The sequence below is a fragment of the Streptomyces viridiviolaceus genome (genome assembly GCF_014650995.1).
GTDB classification, from domain to species: Bacteria; Actinomycetota; Actinomycetes; order Streptomycetales; family Streptomycetaceae; genus Streptomyces; species Streptomyces viridiviolaceus.
The window spans coordinates 297,629-315,513 of sequence record NZ_BMWA01000004.1 but is presented as its reverse complement, the minus strand read 5'-3'; the positions used below and the strand labels follow the sequence as shown (position 1 = coordinate 315,513).

23 protein-coding genes and 1 tRNA gene are annotated in these 17,885 nt (G+C 72.1%); 18 read left to right on the top strand and 6 right to left on the bottom strand.

The window, feature by feature from the left end; all coding sequences use genetic code 11:
- Positions 1-411: 411 nt before the first annotated feature.
- The 5 genes from IE260_RS07425 to IE260_RS07410 all read left to right on the top strand — a co-directional run bounded on the left by IE260_RS07425 (position 412) and on the right by IE260_RS07410 (position 3,206).
- Positions 412-1,092, top strand: a complete 681-nt coding sequence (locus IE260_RS07425; RefSeq protein ID WP_189869663.1) for an HdeD family acid-resistance protein — start codon at positions 412-414, stop codon at positions 1,090-1,092.
- Between the two features lie 104 nt (positions 1,093-1,196).
- The gene (locus IE260_RS07420; RefSeq protein ID WP_229880493.1) at positions 1,197-1,571 is read left to right on the top strand and encodes a hypothetical protein; all 375 of its coding nucleotides are present in this window, start codon (positions 1,197-1,199) and stop codon (positions 1,569-1,571) included.
- Positions 1,572-1,643: 72 nt separating this feature from the next.
- Positions 1,644-1,778, top strand: coding sequence for a hypothetical protein (locus IE260_RS42555; RefSeq protein ID WP_268254919.1), 135 nt, complete (start codon positions 1,644-1,646; stop codon positions 1,776-1,778).
- Positions 1,779-2,149: 371 nt separating this feature from the next.
- Complete coding sequence (locus IE260_RS07415; protein ID WP_003999914.1) at positions 2,150-2,446, top strand: type II toxin-antitoxin system VapB family antitoxin; 297 nt, start codon at positions 2,150-2,152, stop codon at positions 2,444-2,446.
- A gap of 136 nt (positions 2,447-2,582) precedes the next feature.
- Positions 2,583-3,206, top strand: a complete 624-nt coding sequence (locus IE260_RS07410; RefSeq protein WP_189869729.1) for a LytR C-terminal domain-containing protein — start codon at positions 2,583-2,585, stop codon at positions 3,204-3,206.
- A 19-nt stretch (positions 3,207-3,225) separates the two neighbouring features.
- Here IE260_RS07410 and upp read toward each other — a convergent pair whose 3' ends face one another.
- Positions 3,226-3,861, bottom strand: coding sequence for a uracil phosphoribosyltransferase (upp, locus tag IE260_RS07405; RefSeq protein ID WP_189869662.1), 636 nt, complete (start codon positions 3,859-3,861; stop codon positions 3,226-3,228).
- A 141-nt stretch (positions 3,862-4,002) separates the two neighbouring features.
- Here upp and IE260_RS07400 point away from each other — a divergent pair, with 141 nt between their 5' ends.
- The 8 genes from IE260_RS07400 (at position 4,003) to IE260_RS07365 (ending at position 8,416) form a co-directional block, all read left to right on the top strand.
- On the top strand, positions 4,003-4,215 hold the full coding sequence (locus IE260_RS07400) for a hypothetical protein (protein WP_189869661.1): 213 nt from the start codon (positions 4,003-4,005) through the stop codon (positions 4,213-4,215).
- A gap of 299 nt (positions 4,216-4,514) precedes the next feature.
- Positions 4,515-5,057 carry a tRNA adenosine deaminase-associated protein gene (locus IE260_RS07395; protein ID WP_189869728.1) on the top strand — a complete coding sequence of 181 codons (543 nt, stop codon included), beginning with the start codon at positions 4,515-4,517 and terminating at the stop codon, positions 5,055-5,057.
- Positions 5,058-5,116: 59 nt separating this feature from the next.
- Positions 5,117-5,548 (top strand): tRNA adenosine(34) deaminase TadA, encoded by a 432-nt coding sequence (gene tadA, locus IE260_RS07390; protein ID WP_229880509.1) that lies wholly within the window; start codon positions 5,117-5,119, stop codon positions 5,546-5,548.
- A 45-nt stretch (positions 5,549-5,593) separates the two neighbouring features.
- Positions 5,594-5,678: transfer RNA gene (locus IE260_RS07385), tRNA-Ser, on the top strand.
- Between the two features lie 84 nt (positions 5,679-5,762).
- On the top strand, positions 5,763-5,939 hold the full coding sequence (locus IE260_RS07380; protein ID WP_189869659.1) for a hypothetical protein: 177 nt from the start codon (positions 5,763-5,765) through the stop codon (positions 5,937-5,939).
- Positions 5,939-6,232 carry a Dabb family protein gene (locus tag IE260_RS07375; protein WP_189869658.1) on the top strand — a complete coding sequence of 98 codons (294 nt, stop codon included), beginning with the start codon at positions 5,939-5,941 and terminating at the stop codon, positions 6,230-6,232. The genes IE260_RS07380 and IE260_RS07375 overlap by 1 nt, the downstream gene beginning before the upstream one ends.
- Positions 6,233-6,411: 179 nt before the next feature.
- On the top strand, positions 6,412-7,245 hold the full coding sequence (locus tag IE260_RS07370; protein ID WP_189869657.1) for an RNA polymerase sigma factor SigF: 834 nt from the start codon (positions 6,412-6,414) through the stop codon (positions 7,243-7,245).
- A 268-nt stretch (positions 7,246-7,513) separates the two neighbouring features.
- Positions 7,514-8,416, top strand: a complete 903-nt coding sequence (locus tag IE260_RS07365; RefSeq protein ID WP_189869656.1) for an RNA polymerase sigma factor SigF — start codon at positions 7,514-7,516, stop codon at positions 8,414-8,416.
- A gap of 84 nt (positions 8,417-8,500) precedes the next feature.
- Here the strand turns inward: IE260_RS07365 and IE260_RS07360 are convergent, their stop codons facing one another.
- A complete protein-coding gene (locus IE260_RS07360) occupies positions 8,501-8,701 on the bottom strand; it encodes a hypothetical protein (RefSeq protein ID WP_189869655.1) in 201 nt (66 codons plus the stop codon).
- A 206-nt stretch (positions 8,702-8,907) separates the two neighbouring features.
- Between IE260_RS07360 and IE260_RS07355 the strand changes: the two genes are divergently transcribed.
- The 3 genes from IE260_RS07355 (at position 8,908) to IE260_RS07345 (ending at position 12,920) form a co-directional block, all read left to right on the top strand.
- A complete protein-coding gene (locus tag IE260_RS07355) occupies positions 8,908-9,408 on the top strand; it encodes a MarR family winged helix-turn-helix transcriptional regulator (protein WP_189869654.1) in 501 nt (166 codons plus the stop codon).
- Between the two features lie 85 nt (positions 9,409-9,493).
- The gene (locus tag IE260_RS07350; RefSeq protein ID WP_465270558.1) at positions 9,494-11,953 is read left to right on the top strand and encodes an MFS transporter; all 2,460 of its coding nucleotides are present in this window, start codon (positions 9,494-9,496) and stop codon (positions 11,951-11,953) included.
- A gap of 145 nt (positions 11,954-12,098) precedes the next feature.
- Positions 12,099-12,920: a YceI family protein gene (locus tag IE260_RS07345; RefSeq protein ID WP_189869652.1), complete on the top strand. Its 822-nt coding sequence runs from the start codon at positions 12,099-12,101 to the stop codon at positions 12,918-12,920.
- On the opposite strand, the gene IE260_RS07340 is transcribed toward IE260_RS07345, so the two are convergent.
- Both IE260_RS07340 and IE260_RS07335 read right to left on the bottom strand, forming a co-directional pair.
- The gene (locus tag IE260_RS07340; RefSeq protein WP_189869651.1) at positions 12,903-13,604 is read right to left on the bottom strand and encodes a GAF and ANTAR domain-containing protein; all 702 of its coding nucleotides are present in this window, start codon (positions 13,602-13,604) and stop codon (positions 12,903-12,905) included. The genes IE260_RS07345 and IE260_RS07340 overlap by 18 nt on opposite strands.
- Positions 13,605-13,622: 18 nt before the next feature.
- Positions 13,623-14,366, bottom strand: coding sequence for an ANTAR domain-containing protein (locus IE260_RS07335; RefSeq protein WP_189869650.1), 744 nt, complete (start codon positions 14,364-14,366; stop codon positions 13,623-13,625).
- Positions 14,367-14,583: 217 nt separating this feature from the next.
- Here IE260_RS07335 and IE260_RS07330 point away from each other — a divergent pair, with 217 nt between their 5' ends.
- Positions 14,584-14,949 (top strand): STAS domain-containing protein, encoded by a 366-nt coding sequence (locus IE260_RS07330; protein WP_189869649.1) that lies wholly within the window; start codon positions 14,584-14,586, stop codon positions 14,947-14,949.
- A gap of 35 nt (positions 14,950-14,984) precedes the next feature.
- A complete protein-coding gene (locus tag IE260_RS07325; protein WP_189869648.1) occupies positions 14,985-15,455 on the top strand; it encodes a PPOX class F420-dependent oxidoreductase in 471 nt (156 codons plus the stop codon).
- A gap of 16 nt (positions 15,456-15,471) precedes the next feature.
- On the opposite strand, the gene IE260_RS07320 is transcribed toward IE260_RS07325, so the two are convergent.
- A complete protein-coding gene (locus tag IE260_RS07320; RefSeq protein ID WP_189869647.1) occupies positions 15,472-16,236 on the bottom strand; it encodes a TetR/AcrR family transcriptional regulator in 765 nt (254 codons plus the stop codon).
- Between the two features lie 52 nt (positions 16,237-16,288).
- A complete protein-coding gene (locus IE260_RS07315; protein WP_189869646.1) occupies positions 16,289-17,794 on the bottom strand; it encodes an MFS transporter in 1,506 nt (501 codons plus the stop codon).
- Positions 17,795-17,885: the final 91 nt, after the last annotated feature.

Below are 17,885 nucleotides of genomic sequence, written 5' to 3'. Positions count from 1 at the left end.
CCGCCACATCGCGCCCGACCCGGCCGTCACGCCCCGCCGGCCCGCCGAACCGGGGCCGCGCCCAGTCCAACCGACCAGTCCCCCTCGACCCACGCCCGCCACATCGCGCCCGACCCGGCCGTCACGCCCCGCCGGCCCGCCGAACCGGGGCCGCGCCCAGTCCAACCGACCAGACCCCCTCGACCCACACCCGCCACATCGCGCCCGACCCGGCCGTCAAGCCCCGCCGGCCCGCCGAACCGGGGCCGCGCCCGGTCCAACCGAACAAGACTCCCTCAACGAACCCGGTCACGCGGTCCCGCTCGGGGCGGGCCGGGCGGGGTCGGCCGTGTCGGGTCCGGCGGAGGGGTGGGTCAGCCCGGTGGACCGTCTCAGGTGGCGGGGCGGGCTCGGGCGCTCCCAGCATGGACCATGACCGAGCCACCGAGCGGGTCCCCCCGGGGACAGGAGTACGACGACCGCAGGGTCCACGCCTGGCACGCGCCCACCGCCGGCCCACCCGGCGGGGGCCACGAACCCGAGCCGCCCTTCGAGGGACCGCTGCACCTGCTGTCCCGGGCCGCGTGGCAGTCGGTCCTGCTGACCGGCATCGCCTCCCTGGTCCTGGGGGTGCTCGTCCTGGTCTGGCCCAGCGCGTCCGTGCGCGCCGCCGGCGTGCTCTTCGGTCTCTACCTCCTCGTCAGCGGCGTCCTGCAGCTCGCGTCCGCCTTCGGCACGCACCGGACGACGTCGCTGCGGGTGATGGCCTTCATCAGCGGCACCGTCTCGATCCTGCTGGGCCTGTTCTGCTTCCGCGGCCCCCTGCAGTCGGTCCTGCTGCTCGGGCTGTGGATCGGCATCGGCTGGCTGTTCCGCGGCATCACCCAGACCGTCGCCGCCGCCCACGACCCGGCGATGCCCGCCCGCGGCCGGCAGATCTTCCTCGGGATCGTCACCGTGATCGCCGGCATCGTCCTGATCGCCTCACCCGTCGAGTCGGTCGCCGTCCTGACGGTGATCGGCGGCTGGTGGCTCGTCGTCGTCGGGGTGGTCGAGATCGTCACGTCCCTGGGGATCCGGGGCCGTGCCCGGAAGGTCCCGCGCACACTGTGAGCGGCGCCCGTCCCGTGTCCCGGCCGCGCAGGGCCCACGCCGAGCGAGCGGTTGCCGCGCCCGGCGCGATGAGCCGCGTACGCCGGGCGGGGACACGACGCGGCGTGGGCCCCCCGCCGACCGGCCGCCGCAGCGCCTGGCTGCGGGCGCTGGTGCTGCTGCTCGCCCTGCTCGTGCCGGGCATGCACACACAGGCCGCGCAGGCGGCGCCCGCCCCGGTGGTGGCCGCGGAGAGCGGCGGATCCGGCGGCGGCAACGGACTGGGCGGCGGCGGTGGTGGCGCTGCGGTCGCGGAGTACGACCACCTCGACACCGCCCCGCGGCTCCCGGTCCGCGACGGCCGGCGTGCCGTCGTACCCCGCCGGGCCCCGGTCCTCACGCCCGCCGCGCCCGCGCACGCCGCCCTGCCCTCCGTACCCCTTCCGTCCGGGTCGCCGCCCTCCCCGCGTGCCCCGCGTTCCGTGGTCCTGCGCTGCTGACCGGACCGGCCACCGGTTCATCGGCCCGCGCACGAACACGCGACCACCACGACACGGAACGAGGTACAGGCCATGCTCAACGACCCCTACGCCGTCCTGCGCGCCCTGCTGCGCGCCGAGGCCGCCCGCCGCACGCCCAAGCCCGACTCGAAGTCGGAAGACCCGCGGGATCGGCAGCGGCCCGCGCGGGAAGGGAGGCGTGACTGACCGGGCAGGCCCGAACGGCGGAGGCGGGTCCACCGTCTCCGCCGTCCCGTGCGGGCGCCGGTGGCGCCGGCTCCCCGCCCGTGGCGGTCCGGCACGGACAGCGGGACACGGTCCCGGGCACCCGGCGGGCGGACGCCGTCCCGCAGCGGGGCGCCGGACCGGTGAAGGCGTGGCCGGCGGCGATGTTTCGGGCCCGGACGACAGGTCCGGAGCGCCTCCGGACGGCTCGGCGACGGTGGCCGGCGGGACGCCCTCACGGCCGCTCGTCCCGGCACCCCGTTCCCGTTTGCCCCCGTTTGGTGCATCTTTTGCAGCGGCGCACTCCGCCGCCATGGCTGCGCCCGGAACGTCTGGGCCGGTAGGCTTTCCGTGTGATCTTCAAGCGCATCGGAAACGGCCGGCCGTACCCCGACCACGGCCGGGAAAGCACCCGGCAGTGGGCGGACGTCGCGCCGCGCCCGGTCCGCCTCGATCAGCTCGTGACGACCAAGGGCCAGCTCGACCTGGAGACCCTGCTCGCCGAGGACTCGACCTTCTACGGCGACCTCTTCGCCCACGTCGTGAAGTGGCAGGGCGACCTGTACCTGGAGGACGGCCTCCACCGCGCGGTGCGCGCGGCGCTCCAGCAGCGCCAGGTGCTGCACGCGAGGGTCCTCGAACTCGACTGACGAGCCCCGGCTCCCGGGGGCCTTGGACCTTTCGGGTTGTCTTGGCCGGAACCACGGCTCATCGAATGATCATCTAGTAGGCATCGCCGTCCGGGCGCATTACGCTGCGCCCATGAGCATGCTGACTCCCCCCGGGATGGGCGGCCAGTACCGGGTCACGGGGGACAAGTACCCGCGGATGCGGCCGTCCCGGCGGCGCGGCAGGCTCGCGCTCCTCGTGGGCGCCTGCGCCGCCGTCCTCGGGGTGCTCGGCTGGGGCACGCTGCAGCTGGTCGACGTCTTCACCGGCGGCGACAAGGCTTCGGCGGCCGGCGGCGCGGCGGACTGCCCCGCCGAGGCGACCGCCTCGCCCGGCACCACGGCCGACGCCGCGTCCCTGCCCGCGCCGGGGCGCATCACCGTCAACGTGCTCAACGCCACCACCCGCTCCGGACTCGCCCAGAAGACGGCCGACGAGCTCAAGAAGCGCGGCTTCCGCATCGGCGACGTGACCAACGCGCCGAAGGAGTTCGACAAGAAGGTGGAGGGCACCGGCATCCTGCTCGGCCCCGCCGCCGCCCTGAAGACCTCGCTGCCCGTGCTCGGCGCCCAGCTGCCCGCAGCCGAACGCCGTGCCGACGCAGCCCGCAAGGACACCACCGTCGACCTCATCATCGGCAACGGCTTCAAGGGCCTGGCGGTGAAGGCGGAGGCCGACCGGGCGACGGCCGCGCTGGCCGCGCCGCGGCCGACAGCCACCGCGGAGAAGAAGGACTGCTGAGCGCCGGACGGCAGCCGCGCTACTCGGCAGCCCCGTACATGCGGTCGCCCGCGTCCCCGAGGCCCGGCACGATGTAGCCGTGCTCGTTGAGGCGCTCGTCGACCGAGGCCGTCACGACGGTCACCGGGGTGCCGGCCAGCTCGCGCTCCATGAGCTCGACGCCCTCGGGGGCGGCGAGCAGGACCACGGCCGTCACGTCGTCGGCGCCGCGCTTGATCAGCTCCTGGATCGACGCGACCAGCGTGCCGCCCGTGGCCAGCATCGGGTCCAGGACGTACACCTGGCGCCCGGAGAGGTCCTCCGGCATGCGGGTGGCGTACGTGGAGGCCTGCAGCGTCTCCTCGTTGCGGATCATGCCGAGGAAGCCGACCTCGGCGGTCGGCAGCAGCCGCACCATGCCGTCGAGCATGCCGAGGCCGGCCCGCAGGATCGGCACCACCAGCGGGCGCGGGTGGGAGAGCTTGACGCCGGTGGTCCGTGCGACCGGCGTGTCGATGTCGACCTGTTCGGTGCGCACGTCGCGCGTGGCCTCGTAGGCGAGGAGGGTGACCAGCTCGTCGGCGAGACGGCGGAAGGTCGCGGAGTCGGTGCGCTGGTCGCGCAGCGTGGTGAGCTTGTGGGCGACCAGGGGGTGGTCGACGACGTGGAGACGCATGTCCACCACAGTAACCGGGCCCCGTGGGCCCGGCGTCCCCGCCGCCGGGCAAGCTCCGGTCGGCGGCGTCACCCGCACGGCGGCGTCAAACCGCCCGTCCGGGGGAAGGGGAGGGGAGGACGCACGCTGGGTGGTGAGACTGTGCCTGACCGGGACTTCCACGACACGCCGTCCCCGCAGCCGCACGAGGAGCCGGGCGCGGGGACGGACACGGACGCCGAACGGCGTCGGCGCAGGGCCCAGTTCCTGCGCGAGCTGGCGGAGGCCCGGGCGCTGCGGGACCGCGTGCAGCCGCGCCGCGCCAAGGCCGCCCGGCTGCGCCACGCGATGCGGATGCGAACGTTCCGCTGGTAGGCGGCCGGATGGGGAAGATCGCACGCCGCGCCGACGTTGCGTGAACGGGGGTGCGCGGGTGCCGGGAAAACCCGCGTACGATCCGCAAGTGACGGCAACGAGTGCGCTGGTGAGTCCCTCACGACGCGTGCCCGGAGCCGCGGCAAAACGGCCGGACACAGGGAGCCGAAGACGTCCCCTGACGCCCTTGTTTCTGCCACGATTCCGAGTGGGTGGGGCTCGGAGCACCGCTTCCCCGCCCGCAACCTCCGCCGGGGGGATCCCCAACCGGCACGCCTATGACCAGTGGGAGAGTCACGGTGTACTTCGCCGCACTGCTCGCGCGCACCGAAGACGGGTGGGAAGCGAGCGACACGGAGCTCGACGATGTGGAGACCCTGTCGGATCTGGCCGACCTGGCCCGGGAAGCCTCTCCCGACGAGGACACGGTGCTCGTGCTGATCGAGCAGGAGGACGCGTGGTTCGGTGTCGTCCGCGTGGACGGCGAGGAGGACCCTCGTATCTACGTCTCGGACGCCGCCGCGGCCGCCCGCAGCAGCTACGGCGAGATCCTGCTCACCGACGAGCTGCTCGGCCGAGAGCCGGGTGACGACGGCGACGACCTCGACGCCCTCGACCTCGACGGCACGGAGGACGGCGAGTCCGACGACGCCGACGACGACGATGCCGACGGGGAGGCGGGCTCCGCCGAGGCCGCCGTGCCGCACGGCCCGGTCGGCGACACCGAGATCCTCCAGGACCTCGGTGTGAGCGAGAAGGAGCTGCGCTCGATGTCGAACGACGCGCTCGGTGAGATCGCCGAGGCCCTGGGCGCCTCGGAAGTCCTGGAGACCGTCCGCTGACCGCACGGACCGACGAGGGAACAACACCGGACCCGGTGCGCGACCGCTGGCGTCCGGCGATGCGGCTCGCCCTGGACGAGGCCCGCGCGGCCGTCCGGGGCGGGGACGTCCCCGTCGGCGCCGTCGTGCTGGCCCCGGACGGCCGCACCGTGCTCGCGGCCGGGCACAACGAACGCGAGGCCACGGGTGACCCGACGGCGCACGCGGAGGTCCTCGCGATCCGGCGGGCCGCCACCGAGCTGGGTGAGTGGCGGCTGGCCGGCTGCACGCTCGTGGTCACGCTGGAGCCCTGCACGATGTGCGCGGGCGCGCTTCAGCAGTCCCGGGTGGACCGGGTCGTCTACGGCGCCCGGGACGAGAAGGCGGGCGCGGCCGGTTCGCTCTGGGACGTCGTGCGCGACCGGCGGCTCAACCACCGTCCCGAGGTGATCGAGGGCGTGCTGGCCGGGGAGTGCGCCCGGCTGCTCACGGACTTCTTCCGCACGCGCTGAATACGGATTTCGGACCATGCCGCACTGTGCTGTAAGGTCTCCCTCGGTAGCGTGTCCGAGCGGCCGAAGGAGCTCGCCTCGAAAGCGAGTGTGGCGCAAGTCACCGAGGGTTCAAATCCCTCCGCTACCGCTTGTGAAGGGCCCCGTCGAAAGACGGGGCCCTTCGTGCGATCATGAGCGGCAGGCGTGCATCAGTGGGACAGGGGAGGCCGCGGTGGCGGTGAACGCGAAGAAGATCGCCGTCTACGTACTCGTGGTCTTCGTGCTGTACGTGATCATCACGGACCCGGCCAAGGCCGCCGACTACGTCCAGATAGGGTTCGAGGGCATATCCGACGCCGCCGGCGCCATCGGCGACTTCATGACCTGGGCCGCCAACGGAGGAAAGTGATGATCCGCCACCTGGTGCTGTTCAAGCTCGACGAGGGCGTCGAGCGCGACGACCCGCGCGTCGTGGAGGGCGTCGAGGCGTTCCGGGCGCTCGGCGGCCAGATCGAGGAGCTGCGCTTCTGGGAGTGTGGCTGGAACATCAGCGACCGGCCCATCGCCCACGACTTCGCGATCAACTCGGCGGTGGAGGACGCCGCCGCGCTCAAGCGCTACCTGGAGCATCCGGCGCACCAGGCGGGTGTCGCCCTGTGGCGGGAGTTCGCCACCTGGGTGATCGCCGACTACGAGTTCTAGGACGAGCGCACGACCGGCCCGCATCGAAGCGGTGCGGGCCACCCATGTGACCTGCATGTCCAATTCATCCTTATACATCCTCAACACGGCGTTATGTGGTGCTTGCGCCTGGAGCACCTGTCTTGTGATGCTATGACCGCATTTGACGGACGCTGACGGATCATGAGGTGGAGTTGACCGTGCCGGCCAGTACTGCGCCTCAAGCACCACCCCAGGAAGCACCGGCCGGGGAAGCCGCTCCGCGGCGCAGCCGAGGCGCGGACACCAGGGCCCTGACCCAGGTCCTCTTCGCCGAGCTCAAGGAGCTCCGGCCCGGCACGCCGGAGCACGACAGGGTACGGGCGGCGCTCATCGAGGCCAACCTGCCGCTGGTGCGTTACGCCGCCGCGCGCTTCCGCTCCCGCAACGAGCCGATGGAGGACGTGGTCCAGGTCGGCACCATCGGGCTCATCAACGCCATCGACCGCTTCGACCCGGACCGGGGCGTGCAGTTCCCGACGTTCGCGATGCCCACGGTGGTCGGCGAGATCAAGCGGTACTTCCGCGACAACGTCCGCACGGTCCACGTACCGCGCCGGCTGCACGAGCTGTGGGTGCAGGTCAACAGTGCCACCGAGGACCTGACGACCGCCTTCGGGCGCTCCCCGACGACCGCCGAGATCGCCGAGCGGCTGCGCATCTCGGAGGACGAGGTGCTGGCCTGCATCGAGGCGGGGCGGTCGTACCACGCCACCTCGCTGGAGGCCGCCCAGGAGGGCGACGGGCTGCCGGGGCTGCTGGACCGGCTCGGCTACGAGGATCCCGCGCTGGACGGCGTCGAGCACCGCGATCTCGTCCGCCACCTCCTCGTCCAGCTCCCGGAGCGGGAGCAGCGCATTCTGCTGCTGCGCTACTACAGCAATCTCACCCAGTCGCAGATCAGTGCGGAGCTCGGCGTCTCCCAGATGCACGTCTCGCGGCTACTGGCGCGTAGCTTCCAGCGGTTGAGGTCCGCGAACCGGATCGACACATAACCGCAAGCACGATCGACCGGTCACCGGCGAGAGCGAATCGCCCACCAGGGCTGTTGCCGACAGATTCGCGCCGAAACACCGTCAGACCCCGTCTTTCCAGGGCCGATTCGTGTCTCGCATGTCGACATGTCACTACAGCGCGTTGCCGACATGTGACATTCTGCGGGAGACGCGTTTGCCGGGGCCTCGGCTCCGGTATTCAGGTGAAGGCTGCGTTCCCGACGTGGGAGCGTGAGCCGCGACCGTCCCGCGACCCAAAGGGGGTGGCATGTCCGCAGACCAGGGCAGCTCGAAGGTGCTCGCGCTCGCGGAGAGCGAGACCGCGCCGGACGCGCTCGACGCGCTCGGCCCCATCGATGACGTCCCGGCCCTCGAAGCCGTTCCGGCCCAGGCCCTCCCGACAACGGAAGCCATCGACACCCGCACCCTGTCCCGCTCCCTGTTCCTGCGGCTCGCCGCACTCGACGAGGACAGCCCGGAGCGCGTCTACGTCCGGGACACCCTGATCGAGCTCAACCTCCCGCTGGTGCGCTACGCGGCTGCGCGTTTCCGCTCCCGCAACGAGCCGATGGAGGACATCGTCCAGGTCGGCACCATCGGCCTGATCAAGGCGATCGACCGCTTCGACTGCGAGCGGGGCGTGGAGTTCCCGACCTTCGCGATGCCGACGGTGGTCGGAGAGATCAAGCGGTTCTTCCGCGACACCTCGTGGTCGGTGCGCGTCCCGCGCCGGCTCCAGGAGCTGCGCCTGGCCCTGACGAAGGCCAGCGACGAGCTGTCCCAGAAGCTCGACCGCTCGCCCACGGTCGGCGAACTGGCCGCCGTGCTGGGCGTGTCCGAGGAGGACGTCGTCGACGGCCTCGCGGTGGGCAACGCCTACACCGCCTCCTCGCTGGACTCCCCGGCCCCGGAGGACGACGGCGGCGAGGGCTCGCTCGCGGACCGCCTCGGCTACGAGGACACGGCGCTGGAGGGCGTGGAGTACCGCGAGTCCCTCAAGCCGCTGCTCGCCAAGCTGCCGCCCCGGGAGCGGCGGATCATCATGCTGCGCTTCTTCGCCAACATGACCCAGTCCCAGATCGGCGAGGAGGTCGGCATCTCGCAGATGCACGTCTCCCGGCTGCTCACCCGCACGCTGGCACAGCTGCGGGAAGGGCTCATCTCCGACTGAGGTCCGCACGACGGACGACGGCCGCCGCGGTGCCCCCAGGGGTGCCGCGGCGGCCGTCGTTCACCGTCGTGTCCGGCTGCCCGCCTACTTCAGCGCCAGCCAGGCCACGGCCGCGACGATCACCACGGCGGCCACGACGCCGACGATCAGGCCGATGCGGGGGCCGGCGGACGCGGCGGGGGTCGCCTGCCGGGACTGGGGGGCGCCCTCGTCGACGAACGCGCGGAACATCTGGGTGCTGCCAGCGGGGTCGTAATTGCCCTGGGGGCCCTGGTTGTTAGCCATGGCCCGAGACACTAGCGAATCCGCCGGTGCGGCCCAAGCGGGGGTGGGACGACAGCGTCCGGACCCGCCCGTCCGCCGCCACCTGCACGTTTACTTTCGCAATACTTGCCTTTGCCAACTTTTTATGCCGGGATGGCCTTTTTTATTTGCCTGCAGCAACTAACAGCTCCTATGGTTGCCCTAAGCAACGAATGCGGGAGGTGCGCATGGCCGAGAAGGCGCAGTACGAGGAGCTGATCCGCCAGTTCAGCGCCTTCGGCGCCGTGAAACGGGAGCTGGGTCGCATCCTGCCGGCCGAGTGCCCCGCCGGATCCGCCGCCGTACTGACGCTGCTCGGCCGGCACGGGGACATGCGCATGAGCAAGCTCGCGGAGCTGCTCGCGGTGGACATGTCGGTGACCAGTCGCCATGTCGCGCACATAGCCGACCGGGGCTGGATCGAACGATCCCCCGACCCGGCGGACAAGCGCTCGCGCATCCTGCGCCTGACGCCCGAGGGCCAGGCGCAGCTCGACGAGCTGTCCGAGCGCACCACACAGCTGCTCGCCCACCGCCTGAGCGACTGGACCGACGACGAGGTCGGCCAGCTCACCCGGCTCATGGCCCGGCTCAGGGCGAGTTTCGACGACTGCCGTTCCGCCCACGCGCGGACCGCCGCACCGCCCGCGGTCGAACAGACCACCCGTACACCCGCGATCACCACGTAAGCAAAGGAAGTCCATGGCAACGACCACACCAGCCGGTGTGCGGGCTCATGCCAAGCACGGGGGAGGCTCCTCCGGAGACGCTCCGATGACGCACCGGCAGATCATGGAGGCGCTCTCCGGGCTGTTGCTCGGCATGTTCGCCGCCATCCTGTCGTCCACCATCGTCACCAACGCCCTGCCCGAGATCGTCTCGGACCTCGGCGGCGGCCAGAGCGCCTACACCTGGGTCGTCACCGCCTCGCTGCTGGCGATGACGGCCTCCACTCCCCTGTGGGGCAAGCTCGCGGACCTGGTCAGCAAGAAGGCCCTGGTCCAGATAGCCCTGATCGTCTACGTCATCGGATCGGTCGTCGCCGGTCTGGCGCAGAACCCGGGCATGCTGATCGCCGCCCGTGTCATCCAGGGCCTGGGCGCCGGCGGTCTGTCCGCCCTGGCGCAGATCATCATGGCCGCGATGATCTCCCCGCGTGAGCGCGGGCGTTACTCCGGCTACCTCGGCGCGACCTTCGCCGTCGCGACCGTCGGCGGCCCGCTGCTCGGTGGCGTCATCACCGACACCAGCTGGCTCGGCTGGCGCTGGTGCCTCTACGTCGGCGTGCCGTTCGCCGTGATCGCGCTGCTGGTGCTGCAGAAGACGCTGAACCTGCCCGTGGTCAAGCGCAAGGTCAAGGTCGACTGGGCCGGTGCCTTCTTCGTCACCGCGGCCGTCTGCCTGCTGCTCGTCTGGGTTACCTTCGCCGACGACAAGTACGACTGGATGTCCTGGCAGACGGGCGCCATGGTCGGCGGCGCGATCGTGCTGGCGCTGATCTTCGTCTTCGTCGAGCTGAAGGCCAGCGAGCCGATCATCCCGATGCGGCTGTTCCGCAACCGCACCATCACCCTGGCGTCGCTCGCGTCGATGTTCGTCGGTATCGCGATGTTCGCGGGCACCGTCTACTTCAGCCAGTACTTCCAGCTGGCCCGGGACAAGTCCCCGACCATGTCGGGCGTCATGACCATCCCGATGATCGGCGGCCTGTTCGTGTCGTCCACGGTCTCCGGCCAGATCATCACCAAGACCGGCAAGTGGAAGGGCTGGCTGCTGGCCGGCGGTGTGCTGCTGACGGCGGGCCTCGGCCTGCTGAGCACCATGCGGTACGACACCCCGTACTGGCACATCGCGATCTACATGGCGCTGATGGGTCTCGGCGTCGGCATGATGATGCAGAACCTGGTGCTCTGCACGCAGAACCAGGTGGCCCCGAGCGACCTGGGTGCCGCGTCCTCCGTCGTGACCTTCTTCCGGTCGCTCGGCGGTGCGGTGGGCGTCTCGGTGCTCGGCTCCATCATGTCGTCCCGGATCAGCCACTACGCCGCGGACACCATCGGCTCACTCAGCCCGCAGGAGCAGGCGGCGGCCGCCAAGGCCTCCGGCGGCGGCTCGATCCCCGACATGGACCTGCTGCCCCCGGGCATCCGCGAGTGGCTGGAGAGCGCCTACGGGCACGGCATCGCCGACATCTTCCTGTACGTCGCGCCGATCGCCTTCCTCGCCTTCCTGGTGACCCTGTTCATCAAGGAGGTCCCGCTGCGGACCTCGGGCGCCCTCGCCCAGGCGGCGGAGGCCACCGCCGAGGCCTCCTCCCCGGCGGCCCCGGTCCCGGCCGAGGCCACCGCGGTCGCCGAGCCGGTGCCGGCCGGTGCGCTCTCCCGCACGTCGGTCGCCGACTCCGGCGCGCGGACAGCCCCCCAGCCGCTCGCCGCCGTCGCCACGGTGGCCGGCTCCGAGGCCCCCGCCCCGGGTGGCATCCCCGTCCGCGGCTTCGTCCGCGGCGCCGAGTCCGCCCCGGTCCCGCAGGCCGCCGTCACGCTGATCTCGCTGGCGGGCCGGCAGCTGGGCCGGTCGGTCGCCCAGGCCGACGGTTCCTACGCGGTGGACGCGCCGGGCGCGGGCAGCTACGTCCTGATCGCCTCCGCCGACGGTTTCCAGCCGCAGGCGTCGACGATCGTCGTGAACGACGAGCCGGTCGCGTACGACATCCTGCTCAGCGGCACCAGCGGCCTCAACGGCCTGGTCCGTGCCGTGGAGAGCGGACTGCCGGTCAAGGACGCGATGGTGATCGTGACCGATGTGCGCGGGGACCTGCTGGCCACCGCCGCCACCGGTGACCAGGGCGAGTTCTCCCTCGCCGAGCTGGTGCCGGGCACGGTGACCGTCGCGGTGAACGCCGCCGGCTACCGGCCGCGCGCCCTGCCCGTCGAGGTGGGCGGCGCCGGGGTCACCCGGGTCGAGGTCGACCTGGAGGCGGGGGCGCATGTCCAGGGCGTCGTGCGGGCCCCGCACGGTCCGCTGGCCGACGCCCGCGTGACGCTGGTCGACGCGGCGGGCAACGTGGTCGGCACGGCCACCACCGGCGCTGACGGGGCGTACGCCTTCACCGACCTGGACTCCGGTGAGTACACGGTCATCGCGACCGGTTACCCGCCGGTGGCGACGGCCCTCACGGTCGCCGGCCGGGGCGTCGGCGACCACGACATCGAGCTCGCCCACCCCGGCGAGTAGCGAAACCCTGGCCCGTGGCGGCCCGCGCGCTCCGAGCGGAGGCGCGCCGCTGCCACGGGCCGGTCTCTTTGTGACCGATATATAAGGCTTCTCAGGTCTAAAGGGCCTTCTGACCCACGGACCTTCTTCCAGGGGAGAAAACGGGATGGGACTGACCGCGAGGATCCGTACGCGGGACGGATGGGCCGTGTCGCACGCGGTCGTCACGGTGACCGACATGACCGGCACGCAGGTGCTGCGCGCCGAGGCGGACGCCGAGGGCGCGGTGCGGGACACGACGCCGCTGGCGCCGGGCGCGTACACCGTCATCGTCACGGCCGTCGGCTACGCGCCCGCCGCGTCCAGCGCGATCGTGACCGCCGGCGGGCGGGCCGAGGTCGGCACGGTGACGCTGGCCCGCCAGGGCGGCACCGAACTGCCGCCGCCGGGACCGTGGACCGTCGACCCGGCGCACTCCAGCGTGGCCGCGGTCGCGCAGCACCTGGGCATCTCCAGCGTGCACGGCCGGTTCACGCAGTTCGCCGGCACGGTCGAGATCGCCCCGGACGACGTCACCAAGTCCCGCGTGGAAGCGGTGATCCAGGCCGCCTCCATCGACACCGGCAACGGCATGCGCGACACGCACCTGCGCTCCGCTGACTTCCTGGACGTCGAGCGTTTCCCGGAGATCACCTACCGCTCCACCGGGCTGTCCCAGGCGGGGTCCGACCGCTGGACGGTCCACGGCGAGCTGGGTCTGCACGGGGTCGTCCGGCCGGTCGACCTGGACCTGGCCTACCTCGGCACCGGCGCCGACCCGTGGGGCGGCACCCGGGCCGCGTTCCGCGCGACGACCGAACTGCGGCGCGAGGACTTCGCCATGAACTACAACCAGGTCCTGCAGGCCGGCATCGCCGCCATCGGCACGACGCTCAGGGTGGAGCTGGACATCCAGGCGGTGCAGGGGGAGTCACTGCCGGCCGCGTGAGGCACCGCCGGACGCCCGGGCGACCACGTCGCCGCACAGGTCCCGCAGCTTGACGTTCCGGTCCTGCGAGACCCGGCGCAGCCGGTCCAGCGCGGCCCGGGCGTCGAGTCGCTCCCGGGCCATGAGGATGCCGACCGCCTGGTCGATGACGCTGCGGGAGAGCAGGGCGGTGCGCACGTCGGCCGCCGAGGCCCGCTGCCGCTCGATGCGCAGCGCCGCGTGCACGGCGTCCGCGGCCCGCTCCGCGAAGGAGCGGGCCGCTCGGCGTCCCCCGTCCAGGGAACCGGGTTCGACGCCGTAGTAGTTGATCGCGGCGCCCGTCGCGCCCTCGACGAACAGCGGCAGCGCCAGCACACAGCGGACGCCGGTGGCGAGCGCGTACTGCGTGTACGCGGGCCAGCGGGTCTCCGTGGCCAGGTCGGGCGCGTACCGGGGGCTCCCGGTCTCGGCGGCGTCCACGCAGGGGCCCGAACCGTTCTCGTACTGGCGCAGGTCCAGGCCGCTGGGCAGGCCCGAGCTGCCCGCCAGGGTCATCAGGCGGTCGGCGCGGCGCACCGTCACGGAGCACGCGACGGCGCCGGGCACCTCCTGCACGGCGCGGTCGGTCAGATCACGCAGCAGGGTGTCGAGACCCTGGCTGCGCGCCATCGCCTGGTCGAGCGTGTCGGGAGTCTCGGGTCGCATGACCGTACGGATATCCCCTCAGCGCTCGCTCACGCCCCGCCCTCCCGGGGCGCCGTGCGCGTCGACGATGCGGCGGGCGAGGTCGCGCAGTTTGACGTTCTCCCGCTGCGACGCCTTCACCAGGCTCTCGAAGGCCCCGGCCGCGTCGATGTTCATGCGTTCCATGAGGATGCCGGTGGCCTGGCCGATCAGGTCCCGGGTGCGCATGGCCTCGGTGAGCTGCTCGCGCACGGTCGCCGAGTCCAGGGCGAGGCCGACGTGCGCGGTGAACAGGCGGCCCACGTGCGTGGCGTCCTCACCGAAGGCACGCGGCTTGCGGGCGTACGCCGTCAGCACGGTCAGCCGGCGCCGGTCGGCGCGCAGCCGCAGGGACAGTGCCGAGCGCAGGCCGAGGTCGGACAGGGCGTTGCCGCCGCCGGCCTCGCTGTCCTCTATGCGCACCACGGGCGTGGTCCACAGGTGCTCCCGGTCCGGATGCGGCACACGGCCGTCGTGCCCGGACTCGGCGGAGCGCACGACCTCGTCGGTCCAGGCGAGCGCGCGGTGCCGGTTGCCGCGCTCGATCACCGAGATACCGGCGTGTTCGGCGCCGGGCAGAAGGCGCACCGCCAGCTCGACCGCGGTGTTCAGGGTGCTGTGCGGGGTGGCCGTCTCGTGCAGCTGCCGAGCCGCCGCCGTGAGGGCCTCGGCCAGCTCGAAACCCACCGGAAAACGCGGCAAATCAGTAAATTCGGACGCAGTCACCACGAACCTCTTCGGCATGCACGGCGAGTGGCCGTGCGCAGGAGAGCTCCGCAGCACATTCCCGACTGCGAGCACAGGACAGACAGCACTTTAGCTGCTCGGTTGCGCCGGGATGACGCCCGGCCGACGCACCGGGGGACGCCTTCCGCACCGGTGCGTCGGCATGGTGGAATGGACGAACGGGTCAGGAAGCGGCCTTGCCGGAATCCGGACGAACGTCTGCCAGGTGAGTGACATGACCTTCCTCCCGAGTCCGTGCGAGCCGTGCGACCCGCCCGGCTGCATCCTGCTCGCGCTCCCCTGCGAGATCGACTTCTGCAACGCCTCCGGGCTCTTGCCCCTGATCATGGCGGCCGTCGACAGCCGGCCCGACCTGCCGCCGCTCCTCGTGCTGGACCTGACCGCGACGGTCTTCATGGACTCCCAGGGCGTCCGTCTCCTCGACGAGGTGCGCAGCCGACTGGACGGCCGGGCGCGGCTCAGGGTCGTCGCGGCCCCGGAGGGCGCACCGAGCCGCGTGCTGGAACTCTCCGGCCTGCGCCGCGACGTACCGGTGTACGACAACCTGACGGAGGCACTCGCACCGGAAGCCCGGGCCTGAGCGCGCGGCACCGGTGACCGGCCTAGGCTGACGGCATGGCACCGAACATCGCGACCAACACCCGTGTGTCCCTGGACGAACTGCTGGACTTCGTACGACCCCGGCACCGCGCGATCCTGCTGACCCGGCGGGCCGACGGCAGCCCGCAGGGCTCGCCGCTGACCTGCGGTGTCGACGACTCGGGCCGGATCGTGGTCTCCACCTACCCGGAGCGGGCCAAGACGCGCAACGCCCGGCGCGATCCCCGCGTCAGCCTCATCGTGCTGAGCGACGAGTGGAACGGCCCCTGGGTGCAGGTCGACGGCACGGCGGAGGTCCTCGACCTGCCGGACTCCGTCGAGCCGCTCGTGGAGTACTACCGCAACATCGCCGGTGAGCACCCCGACTGGGACGAGTACCGGCAGGCCATGATCAAGCAGGGCAAGTCGATCATCCGCGTCACACCGGAGCGGTGGGGGCCGGTGGCGACGGGCGGCTTCCCGGCGCGGCTGGCCGACGACGACTGACGCACGGCAGGCGCCGTCAGCGGCGCCCGCGCTCCACCATCGCCTCGATCCCCGCGATCAGCAGCTCCAGCGCGAAGTCGAAGTCCCGCCCCAGCATCTCCGTCAACGTACCGCCGCCGCGGGCCGCCATGATGTCCTGGGACTCCCGGATCACGCCTGCGGTGTCCGGCGCCTCGGCCACCGCGCTCATGGCGTGCTGGAAGTACTCGTCCGGGGACAGGCCGGTGGCGGCGGCGCGGGCGATGAAGTGGCCCTCGATGGTGCCGTAGCCGTAGACGAACTGGAAGACGGCCGAGATGGCGCCGGTCACACCGTGCGCGGGCAGGCCGGTCCGGCGCATGATCCGCTGCACCGACCGGGAGAAGGACAGCGAGTTCGGCCCGATGTTGAGGTAGGTGCCGGCCAGCCGGGACATCCAGGGGTGCCGCACCAGCAGCGCGCGGTACTCCCGGGCCAGCGCGCGCAGCTGCTCGCGCCAGTCCTCGTCGGCCTCCGGATCCGGCCGGCGCAGCTCGCCGAAGGCCGCGTCCAGGGCGAGTTCGAGCAGCTCGTCCTTGGTGTCGACGTACCAGTAGACGGACATCGCCGTGACGCTCAGCTCGGCGGCCAGGCGGCGCATGGAGAACTTGGCCAGGCCCTCGGCGTCCAGCAGCCGCACCGTGGCCTCGGTGATCCGCTCACGGTCCAGCCCGGACGGCTGCCCACCGCCCCGCCTGCTCCGACGGGTCCGGTCCTGCAGCCAGACGCTGGACCGCGGCCCCTGCTGGCCTGCCTTCGCCATACGCACCTCTCCTCGACTCGTCGACCGCGCGACAACGCACGTCACAGGAGCTCTAGTCGCTCCCGACCTCCGAGTCTGCCCGCTCCGCCCTCCGCAGCAACGCGGCCGCCAGCACCCCGCCCAGCAACACGGCAACCGCCCCCACCAGCTGACTGGTCTCCAGCCCGGAGGAGAACGCGTCCACGATCCGCGCCTCCTCGGCCTCCCCGTCCGCCGAGGCCAGCGCCGCCGGCAACGACGACGCCGCCACCGGGACCAGCGCCGCGAAGCGGGAGTTGAGTACCGCGCCCAGCACGGCCACGCCCAGCCCGTTGCCGAACTCCGCCAGCGTGCCGTTGATGCCGGCGCCCACCCCCGCCCTCGCCGGCGGGATCGCGCTCATGATCGCGTGTGCCATGGCCGGGTTGGCGACCGCGGTCCCGGCGCCGATCAGCAGCAGGCCCAGCAGCGTGCCGCCGTAGCCGTGCTCGGCCAGCGTGGCGATCGACACCAGGCCCGCCGACATCAGCACCATGCCCAGCAGGATCGACACCGGCGTGCCCAGCTTCGCGGTCCACTTCGCGGACAGCCCGGAGAAGTTCAGCAGCACCACCGACAGGGCCAGCGGAGCGGTCCGCAGGCCCGCCTCCAGGGGGCCGTAGCCGAGCACGAACTGCAGGTGCTGGGTGAGCAGGAACAGCGCGCCGCCCATGCCGAAAGTGATCAGGACCGCGCCGGCGACCGCGCCCGTGAACCGGCGGCGGAAGAAGTGCAGGTCCAGCATGGGGTACGGGACGCGGCTCTCCCAGTACGCGAACACTGCCAGGACCACGACCGCGACGGCCGCCGTGACCAGCACCCGGGCCGACGTCCAGCCGTGCTCGGGTCCGGAGATGATCGCGTAGACCAGGGAGGCCATGCCGATGGTGGAGAGCACGGCGCCGAGCAGGTCGGGGCGGTCGCCCTGCGGGTTCTTCGACTCGGGGACCAGGGCGGCGACCGCCACCAGGCCCAGCGCCACCACCGGCAGGTTGATCAGGAAGATCGCGCCCCACCAGAAGTGGTTCAGCATGAAGCCGCCGATCAGCGGCCCGCAGGCGAAGCCCAGCGCGTTGACCGCGCTCCAGATGCCGATCGCCTTCACGTGCTCCTCGGGCGCGAAGATCTGCATGGCCACGGCCAGGGTGGTGGTCAGCAGCAGCGCGCCGCCGACGCCCATCCCGGCGCGTGCCGCGATCAGCTGGCCGGAGGAGTCCGCGAGGCCGGCCACCAGCGAGCCCGCGCCGAACAGCACGAGGCCCGCGAGCAGCATCTTCTTGCGGCCGTAACGGTCGGCGGCGCTGCCCGCGGTGAGCAGCAGCCCGGACTGCACGAGCGAGTAGGCGTTGATCATCCACTGGATGTCGGACGTGGCCGCGCCCAGCTCGCTCGTGAGGGAGGGGATCGCCACGTTCAGCACGGTGTTGTCCAGCAGGACGGTGAGCTGGGCGAGGCAGATGACACCGAGGATCAGCCAGCGCTGCGGGTGGCCCTGGGGCGCGGGTTCGGCCTGCGCCTGGTCCTGCGGGGTCGTCGTCATGCCATACACTGTATAGCGGTCCCCATACGCTGTACAAGAAGGTTTCCGTACGACGCGGAAGGAGGGCGGCGGCCGGAGCCACCGCCCTCCC